The 14,292-nt window shown below is 71.2% G+C and carries 12 protein-coding genes and 1 riboswitch; of the genes, 3 read left to right on the top strand and 9 right to left on the bottom strand.

Annotated elements, in window-relative coordinates:
• Positions 1–48: 48 nt before the first annotated feature.
• Both O3438_RS24750 and O3438_RS24745 read right to left on the bottom strand, forming a co-directional pair.
• On the bottom strand, positions 49–1,236 hold the full coding sequence (locus tag O3438_RS24750) for a hypothetical protein (RefSeq protein ID WP_269682134.1): 1,188 nt from the start codon (positions 1,234–1,236) through the stop codon (positions 49–51).
• A gap of 95 nt (positions 1,237–1,331) precedes the next feature.
• Positions 1,332–1,535, bottom strand: a complete 204-nt coding sequence (locus O3438_RS24745) for a cold-shock protein (RefSeq protein WP_088991357.1) — start codon at positions 1,533–1,535, stop codon at positions 1,332–1,334.
• A gap of 309 nt (positions 1,536–1,844) precedes the next feature.
• Between O3438_RS24745 and O3438_RS24740 the strand changes: the two genes are divergently transcribed.
• The gene (locus O3438_RS24740; protein ID WP_269682133.1) at positions 1,845–2,378 is read left to right on the top strand and encodes a GNAT family N-acetyltransferase; all 534 of its coding nucleotides are present in this window, start codon (positions 1,845–1,847) and stop codon (positions 2,376–2,378) included.
• Between the two features lie 107 nt (positions 2,379–2,485).
• Here O3438_RS24740 and paaN read toward each other — a convergent pair whose 3' ends face one another.
• The 4 genes from paaN to O3438_RS24720 all read right to left on the bottom strand — a co-directional run bounded on the left by paaN (position 2,486) and on the right by O3438_RS24720 (position 7,965).
• On the bottom strand, positions 2,486–4,159 hold the full coding sequence (paaN, locus tag O3438_RS24735) for a phenylacetic acid degradation protein PaaN (protein WP_269682132.1): 1,674 nt from the start codon (positions 4,157–4,159) through the stop codon (positions 2,486–2,488).
• Positions 4,160–4,209: 50 nt separating this feature from the next.
• Positions 4,210–5,229: a GNAT family N-acetyltransferase gene (locus tag O3438_RS24730; protein ID WP_269682131.1), complete on the bottom strand. Its 1,020-nt coding sequence runs from the start codon at positions 5,227–5,229 to the stop codon at positions 4,210–4,212.
• Positions 5,230–5,495: 266 nt separating this feature from the next.
• On the bottom strand, positions 5,496–6,782 hold the full coding sequence (gene thrC / locus O3438_RS24725) for a threonine synthase (protein WP_269682130.1): 1,287 nt from the start codon (positions 6,780–6,782) through the stop codon (positions 5,496–5,498).
• 10 nt (positions 6,783–6,792) lie between these two features.
• Positions 6,793–6,928, bottom strand: a riboswitch (SAM riboswitch).
• Between the two features lie 68 nt (positions 6,929–6,996).
• Positions 6,997–7,965 (bottom strand): DMT family transporter, encoded by a 969-nt coding sequence (locus tag O3438_RS24720; RefSeq protein ID WP_269682129.1) that lies wholly within the window; start codon positions 7,963–7,965, stop codon positions 6,997–6,999.
• Positions 7,966–8,056: 91 nt separating this feature from the next.
• On the opposite strand from O3438_RS24720, the gene O3438_RS24715 reads away from it, so the two are divergent.
• Complete coding sequence (locus O3438_RS24715) at positions 8,057–8,362, top strand: ArsR/SmtB family transcription factor (protein WP_269682128.1); 306 nt, start codon at positions 8,057–8,059, stop codon at positions 8,360–8,362.
• Positions 8,363–8,648: 286 nt separating this feature from the next.
• On the opposite strand, the gene O3438_RS24710 is transcribed toward O3438_RS24715, so the two are convergent.
• Positions 8,649–9,098, bottom strand: coding sequence for a DoxX family protein (locus O3438_RS24710; RefSeq protein WP_269682127.1), 450 nt, complete (start codon positions 9,096–9,098; stop codon positions 8,649–8,651).
• A gap of 463 nt (positions 9,099–9,561) precedes the next feature.
• Between O3438_RS24710 and O3438_RS24705 the strand changes: the two genes are divergently transcribed.
• The gene (locus O3438_RS24705) at positions 9,562–10,248 is read left to right on the top strand and encodes a DUF4232 domain-containing protein (protein WP_269682126.1); all 687 of its coding nucleotides are present in this window, start codon (positions 9,562–9,564) and stop codon (positions 10,246–10,248) included.
• A 9-nt stretch (positions 10,249–10,257) separates the two neighbouring features.
• Here O3438_RS24705 and O3438_RS24700 read toward each other — a convergent pair whose 3' ends face one another.
• A complete protein-coding gene (locus tag O3438_RS24700; protein ID WP_269682125.1) occupies positions 10,258–11,151 on the bottom strand; it encodes an ABC transporter permease in 894 nt (297 codons plus the stop codon).
• Entirely contained in the window at positions 11,151–14,015 is a 2,865-nt protein-coding gene (locus O3438_RS24695; RefSeq protein WP_269682124.1) for an alpha/beta fold hydrolase, read from the bottom strand. The genes O3438_RS24700 and O3438_RS24695 overlap by 1 nt, the downstream gene beginning before the upstream one ends.
• Positions 14,016–14,292: the final 277 nt, after the last annotated feature.

The raw sequence follows: 14,292 nt of genomic DNA, 5'->3' as shown, positions 1-14,292 counted from the left end.
GACTTGTTTAGCACTCTCCCCTGCCGAGTGCAAGCACGATGAGGCCGCTCAGCCGAGTTCCGCGGCCAGTCCGGCAGCGTTCACCGGCGCCTCATGGGCGCGCTGCTCGGTGTACGTGAGCAGCAGACCGATCAACTGGGCGAGGTGGGCCGGCAGGGCCAGCACGGCGGTGACTCCGATCACCACCACCGCGCCGACCGCGGTGCCCGCCGAGGCGAAGGGGTCCGTACCGAACGCGGCGGTGCCGAACCCTTCGATGGTGCTGGCGACGAAACTGACGACGATCACCGCGAGGGCCACCAGCGCCACCCGACCGAGCAGCAGGCCGAGCCGGTCGTGGAACATCCGGAAGGATCGGCCGATCGGGTTGTGGCGCTCGAAGAGGTAGACCGGGCCGGCCATGCTCAGCGCGAACGCCAGGTAGATGCCCGGTAGGACGCAGAAGCAGACTCCGATGCCGATGAGCAGACTGACCAGCAGGGTCCAGCCCCACAGCCCGAGCGCCCGACGAAGGCCGTACCGCAGCGCGGAGTCGAGGCCGGCCGGCTGACCGACGGCCTGCCGGGTGATCACCCAGCTGCCGGCGGCCCACCCGACGGCCTGCACCAGGCCGATCACCAAACTTCCGCCGACCAGCACGGCCAGGAGACCCGCCAGCTCCGCGACGAAGTTGTCCGGCAGCGCCGCTGTCGAACTCGTCTCGACCTCGGCCGCCCAGGTGGCCGACGGGTCCAACCCGAGAGAGATCACCGACAGCACCGCCGCCGGCAACACCTGGGTGAGCAGCATGATGGGCACCAACTGCCGCCAGCCCCGGCGCAGCACCTCTCCGCACCTGCTGAACCAGCCGCCGATGCCGGCACCGGGCGGCGTGACCAGGGGATCGTTCGGGTCGAAGCCGTAACCGGGCGGGTACCACCCGACCGGCGGCCCAGGCTGCCACTGCTGCCCGCCGTAGGGACCGGCACCGGGCGGGTAGCCCCCGGTGGGCGGAAACACCCAACCCTGCGGCGGCGGACCCCAGGTGCCCTGCGCCGGATCCGCACCCGGCAGCGGACCGCCCGCACCCCAGGTGCCCTGCGCGTGGTCCCACCCCGGCGGAGGGCCGGCCGGCGGCACGCCTGGCTCCCCACCCGGCGGCGGACCGGCAGGGCCGGGTTGGCTCTGGGTCGGGTCGGACGGGCCCGGCTCACCCGACCCGGAGGGTGGGGTGGACGAGGGTGGCTGGTCGGTCATGAACGCTCCTCAGCATCGGCTGGAACGGTTCACGATCTTCCCGGTTGCGCGCCCGTGCCGCTGCCCCGACGCGCGGGGCTGCGGGTGCGCGACATTCAGCCGATGACGCGTACGTGTTCCGCCTGCGGACCCTTCTGGCCCTGCGCGATCTCGAACTCCACCCGCTGGCCGTCCTCCAACGCCTTGTAGCCGTCCATCTCGATAGCGGAGAAGTGGACGAACACGTCCTGACCGCCGTCGACGGCGATGAAGCCGTAACCCTTTTCGGCGTTGAACCACTTCACGGAACCCTGTGCCACGGTGCCACTTCCCTCACTCTGTGCGGCGTTGCCTGCCCGGCGCACCGGCACAGCCGGACGCCATCGGACCACCGCCTCAGCAATCGATGACGGCCATTGAAAGCGGTGACCGAAATCGCACGCTACACGAGGAGTGACAGCCGTGCACGACCGCAAATCGGGCATATTTCAGGGCGGCTGGATCATGTCGGCGGACCCGTTTTCCGATCCACGGCATCCAGGGTGGTGGATGGCAGTGACGGCCTATGGGCTACCGGCGGCTGAGAGGCGCGGCCGGACACCGGATCCGCCTGTGGTAGGCATGCGGACATGACCATCGACACCGGTTCGCCCGGCCTGCGGCAGGCGGAGATCCGCCGGGTTCGGCCGATGGATGCCGCCCGGATGCGGGCGCTACGCCTGGAGATGCTCGCCGACGCGCCGCTGGCCTTCCTGGAGACGATCGCGGACGCGGCGGCCCGGTCCCACGCCGAGTACGCCGCGCGGGTCGCGTACACCTCCGCCGGCCCGAACAACGCGCAGTTCGTCGCGGACCCGGGCCGTGGACGGCTGGTCGGGCACGCCGGCGGCACCATCGCCCCGGCCGAGGCGGGGCTGACCGTGATCTACGCCGTGTACGTCACGCCGACCTGGCGGGGCAGTGGCCTGCTCGGCGAGCTGATCGACGGTGTGGCCGCCTGGTCGCGGTCCTGCGGCCGACCGGAGTTGCTGCTGGAGGTCGTGGTGGGCAACGACCGCGCCTACCGCGCCTACCAACGGCTCGGTTTCGAGGACACCGGCGTACGAGTCCCCCACCCCAACATCCCCGCGATGACAGAGCTCCAAATGCGCCGCCCAGCCTGACCCCCACCCTCCCCCGGCCCCCCACCAGCGACCGGCGATCAAGAGGTTTGCGTCAGGAATCGCCCTCGCGCTGACGCAAACCTCTTGATCACTTCGGCCGTTGAGCGTCAGGCCGGGCGTCGGGACTGGACGATCCGGAAACGGTTCGCCACGTACGCGCCATCGGTCAGGGCCGCGTTGGCCGCCGCGTTGGCACCACTGCCGTGGAAGTCGGAGAACGCCGCCGACTGGTTCACGAAGACACCGCCGGTGAGGTTGCAGGACAGGTGCACCCCCACCTCGACCGCGACCGCCTCGGTGGCGTCCAGCACCGACTCGTCGGTGGAGTAGACCCCGGCGGTGAGCGCGCCCTTCTCGCCGACCGTGCGACGCAGCAGCTCCAGGCTGTGCGCCGTCGAGTCGGTCGCGATGGTGAACGAGATGGGCCCGAACCACTCCCGGCCGTACGTCTCCGTGTCGTCCGCGGCCAGCTTCACGATCGTCGGGGTACGCACCACCGCGTCGGCGTACGCCGGGTGGTCCACGGCCCGCGACTCCAACACCGGCTCGCCGACCTTGGTGACCTCGGCCAGCCGCTCCAACACCCCGTCGTTGACGATGGCGCCGGTCAGCTCCACACCCCGGGCCGGGTCGGCGGTGAGCTTGCCGACCGCGGCGGCGATACCGCCGGCCACCTCGTCGAAGCTCTTGTGCCCCTGGTCGGTCTCGATGCCGCCGGCCGGGATGAGGATGTTCTGCGAGGTGGTGCACATCTGACCGCTGTAGAGGGTCAGCGTGAAACCGAGGTTGCGGCACATGCCGGCGAAGTCGTCGGTGGAGTCGATGACGACGGTGTTCAGACCGGCCTTCTCGGTGTAGACCGACGCCTGCCGGGCGTGCGTCTCCAGCCAGTCGCCGTACTCGGTGGAACCGGTGAAGTCGACGATCTTGACGGCCTGGTGCAGGGCCAGGTCACTGGCGAGCTTCTCACCGGGGGCCTCGGCCGCCAGCATGACCAGGTTCGGGTCGAAGCCGGCCTCGGCGAGCACCTCCCGGGCGTACTTCACAGTGATGGCCAGGGGCAGCACCGCGCGCGGGTGCGGCTTGACGATCACCGGGTTGCCGGTGACCAGCGAGGCGAACAGCCCGGGGTACGAGTTCCAGGTCGGGAAGGTGTTGCAGCCGATCACCAGCGCCACCCCACGCGGCACCACGTGGAACGTCTTGGTCATCCGCAGCGGGTCGCCCTTGCCTGCGGACTTCTCCCAACCGGCGGTGCCCGGGTGCCGGGTCATCTCGGCGTACGCGTACGCCAGCGCCTCCAGGGCACGATCCAGCGCGTGCGCGCCGCCGGCCTGGAAGGCCATCACGAACGCCTGCCCGCTGGTGAACTGCACCGCGTTGGCCAGCTCGAAGATGTGCTTGTGCAGCCGGTCGAGGATCTCCAGGCAGACACCCACCCGGGCCTGCGGGCCGGCGTCGCGCCACGCGGGCAGCGCGGCGGAGGCGGCGCTCACCAGCTCGCCGGGACCGGCATGCGGGTACCGCACCGCCAACTCCACCCCGAACGGGCTCGTCTCGGTGGCGACCCGCCCGCCGGCGCCCGGCTGGTCGAGCGGAAAATCACCACCGAGGTACGCCTCGAAGGCGGCCTTGCCGTCGGCGGCGGCGGTCTCGCCGTACACCCGGGGGCTGGGAGATTCGGGATAGGCGGACCAGTAGCCCCGCTCCGTGATCGCGGTCAGCGCACGGTTGAGGGTGTCGGCGTGCCTCTCGTACAGGGGATGCGGGGTCTCCGTCATGTCCGCCATCATGCATGACACAGGTCCGCGAGCAGTAGCGCCGATACCCGTCAGAGGGTGAGCTGCCAGTCGGTCCAGGCGTCCACCGGGCGGAAGCCGAGCTGCTCGTTGATCGCCACCATGTAGCTGTTGCTCGCCGCGTTCCAGGTGTCGATCACGCGGACCGCCGGTTCGTGGGTGAGCAGGTGGTGCAGGTTCTCGGCCTTGGCGATCAGGCCGAGCCGGTGCCCACGGTGGGCCGGGTCGACGATGGTGATCTGCTGGAACGCGTGCCAGTCGGCGGACGCGCCCATGTCCAGCAGGGTCCAGGCGACCAGCCGGCCGGACGCCTCGTGTCGCATCCCGAGGTGGTAGCGCCGCCGCCCCCTGGCGTCCAGGGCTCGCTCGTTGCCACGGATGCGGTCGGCGTCGACCTGCTCCGGCTCCCACTGCACGTCGCCCATGGGAGCGTCCATGAGCAGCCGGCCGTCCAGATAGGCGACGTCCGCTACGTACTCCTCCGGGGTGGCTCCCTGCCAGCAGACCGAGTGGTAGCCCTCGGCTCGGGGTCGGGCCTCGGCCAGCGCCGCACGCAACGCGACCCGGTCGATCCCGCCGACGTCGAGCCGGCGACGCACCTCCGCCAACGCGGACTTCGCGCCGGTGGCGGCGGCGAAGGCGTCACCAGCCGCCGACCGCGCCGGCCCGCCGGGAAGCGCGGAGACGGCCATCGCGACGACCCTCTTGCGCCCGTGCTCGCGGAGCAGACGCACCGCGTACTCGTGCAGCGCCCGGCCGACGCCCCGCCGCCGCAGGTCGGGGCGCACCACCAGCTCGACGGTGGCGTTGTCGGTGTTGTCCAACTGGGGCAGGTCGAGCTGGAGATATCCGGCTGACACACCATCGAGTCGGGCCAGCGCCCAGAGCGACCGGGTGCCGGGCATCGGCGTGTGGACCAGCGCGTCGAAGCGCCGCCGGCAGAAGGGCGGGAAGTCCGGCAGGTCGACGTCGTTGGCCGCCGCCCCGATCCGGTACGCCTCGTCGACCGCACCCGGGTCGGCACCGTCGAACGACGTGATGGTGATGCTCATGCCGCTGAGCGTGCACCCGGGAAAAGCGATCGGGCCAGCAAATTACTCGCTGGCCCGATCGAACGTGGTCGGGAGGGACACTCGCACAACGCCTCCGGCGTTGGGTCGTAAGAACTTCAAAAGTCTTCGGCGAAATGCCCTCCCGCACGGAGCATCTTGCGCCGTCCGGTTCCTGCCGTCAAGTCCGTAGCGGCGGGTTTTCCACACTCACAGCGAAAACCCAGTTACCCGGCGGATCGCCCTGCCTCCGTCTGGACGATGCGGGATCAGCCGAGGAGACCGGCGTCGCGGGCCGCCCGCAGCGAGGGCTTGATGTGGTGGGTCGGCCCGACCTGACCGGCCACCGCGTCGATGGTCTTCAGGCCCTCGCCGGTGTTGAACACCACGGTCTCCGCGGTCGGGTCGAGCCGACCGGACTCGACCAGCTTCCGCAGCACCGCCACCGTCACACCGCCGGCGGTCTCCGCGAAGACACCCGTCGTGCGGGCCAGATCACGGATGCCCGCGCGGATCTCGTCGTCGTCGGCGTACTCCATCCAACCGCCGGTGCGGCGGACCGCCTCCAGGGCGTAGACGCCGGCGGCCGGGTCGCCGATGTTGAGCGACTTGGCGATGCCGGTGGGCTTGACCGGGGTGATCGAGTCGGCGTCGTCGTGCAGGGCGACGGCGATCGGGTTGCAACCGGCCGACTGGGCGCCGAAGACCTTCCACCCGCCGGCCGGCGCCTCGACCAGGCCGATCTCCACCAGCTCGGTGAACGCCTTGTCAATCTTGGTGAGCAGTTCGCCGCTGGCCATCGGGATGACCACCTGCGCGGGGATCCTCCAGCCGAGCTGCTCGGCAACCTCGTAGCCGAGAGTCTTGGAGCCCTCCGCGTAGTACGGCCGGACGTTGACGTTGACGAACGCGGTGTCCTCGAACTCGTCGGTCTCCACTAGTTCGCCGCAGAGCCGGTTGACGTCGTCGTACGAGCCGTCGATCGCGACCAGCCCGCCGCCGTAGACGGCGGTGGTGATGACCTTGCCCTGTTCCAGGTCGCTGGGGACGAAGACGACGGAGGGCACTCCGGCGCGGGCGCCGTGCGCGGCCACCGAGTTGGCCAGGTTGCCGGTCGACGCGCAGGCGAACCGGGTGAAGCCGAGCGCCCTCGCTGCGGTGAGAGCCACCGAGACGACCCGGTCCTTGAAGGAGTGGGTGGGGTTGGCGCTGTCGTCCTTGACCCAGAGTGGCGCGGTGATGCCCAGCTCGGCGGCGAGGTGCGGGGCCGCCACCAACGGGGTCAGCCCCGGGTCGAGGGTGACCCGGGTGCTCGGGTCCTGACCGGCGGGGAGCAGTGCGGCGTACCGCCAGATGTTCTTCGGCCCGGCCTCGATCTGCTCCCGGGTGACCGTCGCCAGGGCGGCGGTGTCGTAGTCGACCTCCAGCGGGCCGAAACACTCGTAACAGGCGTGCTGGGCCACGAGCGGGTAGCGCGCCGAACAGGCACGGCAGACCAGGGCTCGGGCCGGGCTGGCGGAGGTGTCGATGCCGGAGGCGACGAGCGTCGACGTCATGTCGAGAGTCCTCTCATCTTTCCCCGCATCGCACGGTGCGGCGGGGACGGAATTGGCACCTGCCCCGCCTGTCGCTCAGCGGTGAGCGCGCGGGGTGGTTGCCGGGGCGTCGTCGGGCCGTATCCCTCAGCCCCTCTGGATGAGGTGTGCAGTTGTGCCGTCGAGTCTAGGACAACGCTGTCGGCAGTAGCTACCGCTGATCCCAGGTAGTGGGTCAGCGGGCGCTCACCGCCTCGCGGTCGGTCACCGCGATCGGGTCCGTGACCGCGCTCGCGGCGGGCAGCGACGAGGCCCGGGTCCGGGGGCGGTTGGCCAGGTTCGCGGCGACCAGCGCGGCGATGGTGACGGCGGCACCGACCAGTTCGACCGGCTCCGGACGGTAGCCACGGGCGATCTGCACCGCGAACGTGGTCACCGGGACCAGGTTCATGAACAGCGCGGCGTTGGCGGCGCCGAGCCGCTGCACTCCGGTGTTCCAGGCCAGCACCGCGATGACAGCTCCCACGATCACGGCGTACGCCAACTGTGGGGTGACCGCCACGAGGTCGGCGGCGGCCGGCGCGTGCTGCCAGCCGACGGCGTCCGCGGCGATGCTCGCGGCCAGCATGGCGGCGGTGCCGGCGAGCGCGGTCAGCGTGGTGAAGCGCAGTGGCGACCACCCGCCGAAGCGGCTGGCGCCGTGCGTGTAGATGCCCCAGCCGAGCACCGCGCCGATCATCATCAGACCGCCGACACCGAACTGACCGAGCCCGGCCAGGCTGCCGCGGGTGATCACCAGGCCGACGCCGAGGAGCGCCACCAGGGAGAGGCCCAGCAGGAGCGGCTTCGGGCGTACGCCGTCCCGGGCCCACCGGACCAGTTGGGTGATCACCGGGGTGGTGGCCACGAAGAGCGACACCTGCTGCGGGGCGGCGTGTTCGAGCGCCAGGTTGGTGAGCACGTTGAAGCCGGCGAAGCCGACCACTCCGAGCACCACCACCTCGGCCGTCCGGGCACCCGGCCGCAGCGCGTCGGCACCCTCGCGGAGCAGCAGGATGGCGACCAGGACGAGGGCGGCGAGGAGGTAACGGGCGGTGGTCAGGTTGAGCGGGTCGACCCGGTGCAACGCGCTGGCCAGGACCGGGAACATCACCCCCCAGCCGAGTACGGCGATCAGCGGGTAAGCGGCGGCGCGGGATCGCATCGGCAGCTCCAATGTTCGAGTGTCGTCGAACTAACGACACCGACAGTAGGAGCTTGTTCGAGAATTGTCGAACAACGGTTACACTGGTCACATGGAGCCGCACGAACCCGAACTGTCCGCCGTACCGGTCACCGCCGTGCTGGCCGCACTCGCCGACGACGTGCGGCTACAGATCGTCCGGGCGCTCGCCGAGGGCGGCGAAGCCGCCTGCGGAAGCTTCGACTTCGGCATCTCCAAGGCGACCCGCAGCCACCACCTCAAGGTGCTGCGCGAGGCGGGCCTGACCCGCACCCGCGCCGCCGGCACCAGCCGCCTGGTGCGGCTCCGGCGCGACGAGGTGGACAAGCTCTACCCCGGCCTCCTGGACGCGGTCCTCACCTCCCGCCCGTCGGCCTGACCGCCCTCCCGCTCACCGGCCTCCCGCTCACCGGCCTCTCGCTCACCGGCCTCTCGCTCACCGGCCTGGCCGATTGCGCCGGCCGACCGATCTGCCGACCACCGGCCCGGCCGCGCGTTCGGCCGCGGGTCCGACCTCTCCCGCGCATCCTTTGGAGCTGAATCGTTCACGGCATCACCGGACGGCTCACTCCCCAAGACCACTCCCCCGGGGGGCGTCGCCTCCCCCGGGGCGCGTCGCCGGAACCACCTCGTCGGGGCTCCGGCGACGCGCGGAACGGGTGCGGTCAGACGGATACCGGGCTGGGTTCGGCCACCGAGGACGGCGGAGCGTCGGCGCGGCGTCGGAAGAGCAGTGAGTCGAGCGCCCACGGGCCGGCGCCGAGCGCGGCGACCAGCAGGAACGACCAGCAGAAGAGGGCCGACAGCTCGCCACCGTTGTGCAGGGGCAGCAGGTGGTCCGGCTGGTGCACGACGAAGTAGGCGTACGCCATCGAGCCGGACGCGAGGAGTGCGGCGGGTCGGGTGAACAGCCCGACCAGCACCAGGATGCCGCAGACCAGTTGGATCAGCGCGGCCCACCAGCCGGGCCAGGTGCCGACCGGTACCGCCTGGCCGGTCATGGGGTTGCCGCCGAACAACCCGAAGACCGAACTCAGACCATGCAGCGCGAACAGCAGACCGATCACGATGCGGAACAGGGACAGGGTCGGCCCGCCGAGCCGAGTGACGTTCATGGGTACCTCCATCGAAGGAAACAGATCTCTTCAATGTGAGGCATGAACGTATCGAAGCTTATAAATTCCTTGCTAGTGGGAAAGTCCCCGGTCGGAATGTACCGCCGTCGAGCGCTCCGCGTCGAGCGCTCCGTGCGGCGCGAGGAGGCTGCCAAGCCACCGACCTGCACCAATGCGCGAAACAACACCGGCGAGCACTTCGTGGGCACGCTCCCATAGTGTGGATGGCACCTGTCCAGCTGCCCCGCACCCGAGGCAGGAGGGCCGCTAGTCAAAGGTCACGCTCGATCCTGGAGGTAGTGGCTTCAAACGGACTGAACGCCACTACCTCCAGGATCCAGCACGATCTTGCTGCGGCGCGACCGAGCCGCGACGCGATGGCGCAAGCGCCGGACTGGAACGCCCGCCCGGCGCTGCGAGGGCCGGGCAGCGGTGGGACACCTCGATGGGTGAGGATCGACAGATGATCTCCAGCCATACGGCAGCACGGCGACGGGCCGGCGCAGCGGTCGCGGCGGCACTTCTGCTCACCGCCTGCACCCCCGGCTACCATCGCGGCCAGGGCGGAGACCCGACGGGTCCGCCGCCGACCGTATCGAGCCCCACCCCATCGGCCAGCATCGAGCCGCTGGCGGCGTGCCCGGCCTCCGGCGTGCGGATCCGGTCCACCGGGTCGGACGCCGCGATGGGCCTGCGCGCCCTCGGCCTTGAGCTGGTCAACTGCGGCGACCGCCCTTACCAGCTCGACGGGTACCCGATCCTGCACCTGTTCGACGAACAGCGCGAGCCGGTCATGCTGCGCGTGGTCAACGGTGCCAAGGAGATCACCTCGGGCTTCGACCAGCCGCCCCGGCCGGTCACCCTCGCCCCCGCCGAGCGGGCCACCGCCGTGGTGCTCTGGCGCAACCTCGTCACCGATTCGACAGTGGTCGCCACGAACGGGAAGTACCTGACTGTCGCACCCGCTGCCGGGCAACCGGCCGCCGACGTCGACCCGGACGGGCCGGTCGACCTCGGCAACACCGGCCGGATCGGCGTCAGCGCCTGGAAGAAGGCCGACCCGGCCACTCCGGTGCCGACGCGTCCGGCCCCGCCGCCGGCACCGAGCGCGGTGCCGTCGTCGGTGAGCCCGCCGGACGGTCGGCTGTGAGCGCAGCGGCTACGACGTGATGTCCTTGCGGGTGAAGCGCCAGAACGCCAACCCCCAGAACAGCGTCGCGTAGCTGATCGCCGAGACGCAGCCTCGTACCACGTCGTCGGTCTGCACCGGGGTCGACAGCAATCCCAGCCAGGCGGTGCTGAAGTGGGTGGGCAGGAAGTCGCGTACCGCGCCCAGTGCGGTGATCTGGTCCAGGATGCTGGACAGGATCCACAGCAACACCGCCCCACCGACCGCGCCCAACGCGGCGTCGGTGGTCACCGACAGCAGGAACGCCAGCCCGGCCACCACCAGGAGTACGACCGCCAGGTAGCCGAGCACCGCCAGCAACCGGAGCAGCCCCTCGGTGGGTTCCAGTTCGGCGGCGACGGTGCTGCGCAGCGGCGACCAGCCGTACCGCAGGGTCCCGACCAGCAGCGCGGTGCCGGCCAACAACAGCAGGGCCAGTCCCGAGTACGCGAGCGCGACCACCAGCTTCACCGTCAGCAACCGGGCCCGGGGCACCGGGACCGCCAGCAGGTAACGCAGACTCCCCCAGCTCGCCTCGCTGGCCACCGTGTCACCGCAGAACAGCGCGACGACGACCACCAGCAGGAACGACGCCGACACGAAGATCGAGAACAGGGTGAAGTTGAGGCCGCCCGAGGTGGCCAACTCGACCAGGCTGGAGAACTCGTTGCGGCCGTTGTCGTCGTCGCCCGAGTCGAACTGGAAGGCGATCAGGATGATCAGCGGCAGCAGCACCATGAAGCCGAGCGCCAACTGGGTACGCCGCCGGGACGCCTGCCGGCGGAACTCCGCCGCGAAGGGCATGGTGGCCGACGCCCGGTAACCGCGGGCCGCGCCGGCCGGGTCGGTGACGCCCAGCGGCGTCTCGACGGAAGAGCCTGCCATCACCGGTCACCGCTTCCCCGAGAGTTCTCGCCCACCAGGGCGAGGAACGCGTCCTCCAGGCGGCGCCGGGGCACCACCCGGTCCACCCCGATGCCGGCGCGTACCAGCTCGGCCACCACCTCGCTGCGGGCCGTGCCGTTGGTGTCGACCACCAACTGGCCGTCGCTCTCCGGCAGCACCCGGACGCCGTGCAGCCGGTCCAGCACCGCCCGCGCCGCCACCTGGTCGCTGACGTCGAACAACACGCTCGGTGACTCGCCCACGATCTCCTCCACCGGCCCGGACGCCACGATCCGGCCCTTGTTCACCACCACCGCGTGGGTGCAGGTCTGCTCGACCTCGGCCAACAGGTGGCTGGAGACCAGCACCGCCCGCCCGTCTGTGGCGTAGCGCTGGAGCACCCGACGCATCTCGGCGATCTGCGGCGGGTCGAGCCCGTCGGTGGGCTCGTCCAGCACCAGCAACTCGGGGAGGCCGAGCATGGCCTGGGCGATGGCCAGGCGCTGACGCATGCCGTGGCTGTAGTTCTTGATCTTCCGGTGCACCGAGTCGCCCAGGCCGGCGATCTCCAACGCCGCGTCGAACTGCGCGTCCTCCCACGGCCGCCCGGTGGCTCGCCAGTACGCCTTCAGGTTCTCCAGACCCGACAGGTGCGGCAGGAAACCGGGCCCCTCGACCAGCGCGCCGATCCTCGACAGCACCGGCGAGCCGGGCACCAGCCGGCGACCGAAGACGTAGATCTCCCCGGCGGTCGGCTGGGTCAGCCCCATCAACACCCGCAGGGTGGTCGTCTTGCCGGCACCGTTCGGCCCGAGCAGACCCACCACCTGACCCGGGTGCACCTCGAAGTCCACGTTCGACACGGCGACGAAGCCGTCCGCGTACTCCTTGCGCAGTGCGCGCACGGCCAACGGGGTGTCCGCGTACTCCGGATGCACCGAGCGGTCCTGGCGACGGTGTCGGCGGCGGACCACTGCGACGACCACGACGAGCCCGACCGCGATGGCGGCGAGCAGGCCGGCGAGCACCCAGCGCCAGAGCGTCGCGGCGGTGGGGATCGGCTCCCCGCTGACAGTGGGCACGGTGACCGCGCCGTCCGCCGCCACCGTGTAGACGGTCGGTTGCGCGGGCGTGGTGTACGCCTGATCGGAGGTGGCCACCACGAGGCGCAGCCGGTGGCCGGCCTCCACCCGCCGGACGATGGCGGGCAGCGTCACGGTGACCGGGCGGGCGTCCTGCACCTGCTGCGGCAGGCCGGTGAGCCGGATCGGAGCGACCAGCCCGTTCGGCAGGGTGGCAGCGCCGTCCGGGTCGACGTCGTAGAGCTTGACGAAGAGCACCGCCTCGCCGGTCGGCGACGCGGCTCGCACGGTGACGGTGGGCGCGCCGGCGACGTCCACCGCCTCGGTCAGCGGTGCCGACTCGAAGCGGGCGTGCTGACCGGGCACGTCGCCGGCGACGCCGTCCAGCAGTGAGGCGAGACCGCCGGCGAACGGGATCGAGGAGATGGCGGCCGGGTTGCCGTCGGGCGGGTTCGCGACCGGCTGGGCCGGACCGGCGACCGGGATCTCCCGCCGCGCGTTGCCGGTCAGGCCCGGGTAGTCGGCGCGGCGGAAGGCGGTGGCGACGAGCCCCCTGTCGAGCGCGTCGAACCCGGCGATCCGGGACCAGGTGAAGTCGTCACCGGGTGCGTCGCCCTCGCCCTTGACGTAGTGGTCGAGCCACTGGACGGTCAGGAACTTCACCCGGTCGGAGTCCGAGCGGGGTCCACTGCCACCGTCGTGCCCGCCGGTGAACCACGCGACGCGGACCGGGGTGCCGGCGGCGGCGATACCGCGCGCGTTCGCGTCGGCCTCGCCGAGGGGGAAGAGCGTGTCCGCCTCGCCCTGCACCAGCAGGGTGGGCGCCTTGATCCGGTCCAGTACGCCCGCCGGGCTGGACCGACGCAGCAGGTCCACGGCGGCCTGGTCGGCGCGACCGGTGGTGGCGATCCGCAGGTACGCGGCGCACACGTCGGCGGCGAAGCGACCACAGGACGGGTCGGCGGCACCGGTCGGGACCCCACCGGGACCGTTACCCGGGCCCGCGCCCGGCCCGGGGCTGGGCGGACCGGCCGACGCCGGTGCGCCCTGCGGCGCGGCGGCGGTCGCGCCGGAGAGCCCGGCCGGGCCGGAGCCCACGTTGCCCCCACCACCGAAGAAGAGACCGGCCCAGCCCTTCTTGAACACGCCCTCGGTCGGTGCCCCGCCGGTGCTCTCCGGTAGGAACGCCCGGGACAGGTCGTTCCACGTGATCATCGGGACGATCGCGTCGACCCGAGTGTCCTGGGCGGCCAGCAGCAGCGCCAACCCGCCGCCGTACGAGCCGCCGACCACACCCACCTGCGGGTCACCGGCGGCGTTGGTACGCACCTCCGGCCGAGCTGCCAACCAGTCCAGCAGCCGCTGGGCGTCCCGCACCTCGTAGTCGGGGTTGTCCAGGTGGATCTCGCCGCCGCTGCGGCCGAAGCCCCGCGCGGTCCAGGTCAGCACCGCGTAGCCGCGTCCGGCGAACTCCTCCGCGTCGGAGCGCACCGACTCCTTCGTGCCGCCGAACCCGTGCGCCAACAGCACCGCCGGCACCTTCCGACCCGACGACGCGTCGTCCGGCAGGTAGAAGGTCGTGTCCAGGTCCACCGGTTGGTCGCCGGCAGGTCCGGAGCGGACGGTGAGCGTCGCGCTCTCGGTGCGTACGCCCGGCCCCTGCGGCCACACGGCCCAGGTCACGGCGGCGGCCAGGAGCACGACGACCGCCGCTGCGGCGATCGCGCGACGGCGGGTGGGCAGGGCACGCCGGAACCACGCGGCCGGCGACGGCGGTGTCATGCGGCACACGGTACGGCCCACAGCCTGAGCGTTGGCTGAGATCCGCCGTACGTCCGTCCGGTTGCCCCGATCGGTGGCGGACGGGGGTGCGAGCGCGCAACGTGCGACGCGGCCCAGTGAGTTGACTTCGGATTCCGTGAATTCCGATCTTTTCCCGGATATCCATACCGATCCCTCCATGTCACACCCATCGACGCGACAGAGCGTGCCCAAGGCGCGGACAAATGGTGACATCGCTAGAAGTGACGCGAACCTGACTCGGCGACCGAGGCCTGAC

The organism is Micromonospora sp. WMMC250 (assembly GCF_027460215.1).
In the GTDB taxonomy this organism is placed as follows: domain Bacteria; phylum Actinomycetota; class Actinomycetes; order Mycobacteriales; family Micromonosporaceae; genus Micromonospora; species Micromonospora taraxaci.
The sequence above is the reverse complement of the archived record's forward strand: the minus strand, read 5'-3'. Positions and strand labels throughout refer to the sequence as shown.

Coding starts and splice junctions, on each gene's coding strand:
- O3438_RS24750 (WP_269682134.1), bottom strand. CDS start 1,236: ATGACCGACCAGCCACCCTCGTCCACCCCACCCTCCGGGTCGGGTGAG.
- O3438_RS24740 (WP_269682133.1), top strand. CDS start 1,845: ATGACCATCGACACCGGTTCGCCCGGCCTGCGGCAGGCGGAGATCCGC.
- paaN (WP_269682132.1), bottom strand. CDS start 4,159: ATGACGGAGACCCCGCATCCCCTGTACGAGAGGCACGCCGACACCCTC.
- O3438_RS24730 (WP_269682131.1), bottom strand. CDS start 5,229: ATGAGCATCACCATCACGTCGTTCGACGGTGCCGACCCGGGTGCGGTC.
- thrC (WP_269682130.1), bottom strand. CDS start 6,782: ATGACGTCGACGCTCGTCGCCTCCGGCATCGACACCTCCGCCAGCCCG.
- O3438_RS24720 (WP_269682129.1), bottom strand. CDS start 7,965: ATGCGATCCCGCGCCGCCGCTTACCCGCTGATCGCCGTACTCGGCTGG.
- O3438_RS24715 (WP_269682128.1), top strand. CDS start 8,057: ATGGAGCCGCACGAACCCGAACTGTCCGCCGTACCGGTCACCGCCGTG.
- O3438_RS24710 (WP_269682127.1), bottom strand. CDS start 9,098: ATGAACGTCACTCGGCTCGGCGGGCCGACCCTGTCCCTGTTCCGCATC.
- O3438_RS24705 (WP_269682126.1), top strand. CDS start 9,562: ATGATCTCCAGCCATACGGCAGCACGGCGACGGGCCGGCGCAGCGGTC.
- O3438_RS24700 (WP_269682125.1), bottom strand. CDS start 11,151: ATGGCAGGCTCTTCCGTCGAGACGCCGCTGGGCGTCACCGACCCGGCC.
- O3438_RS24695 (WP_269682124.1), bottom strand. CDS start 14,015: ATGACACCGCCGTCGCCGGCCGCGTGGTTCCGGCGTGCCCTGCCCACC.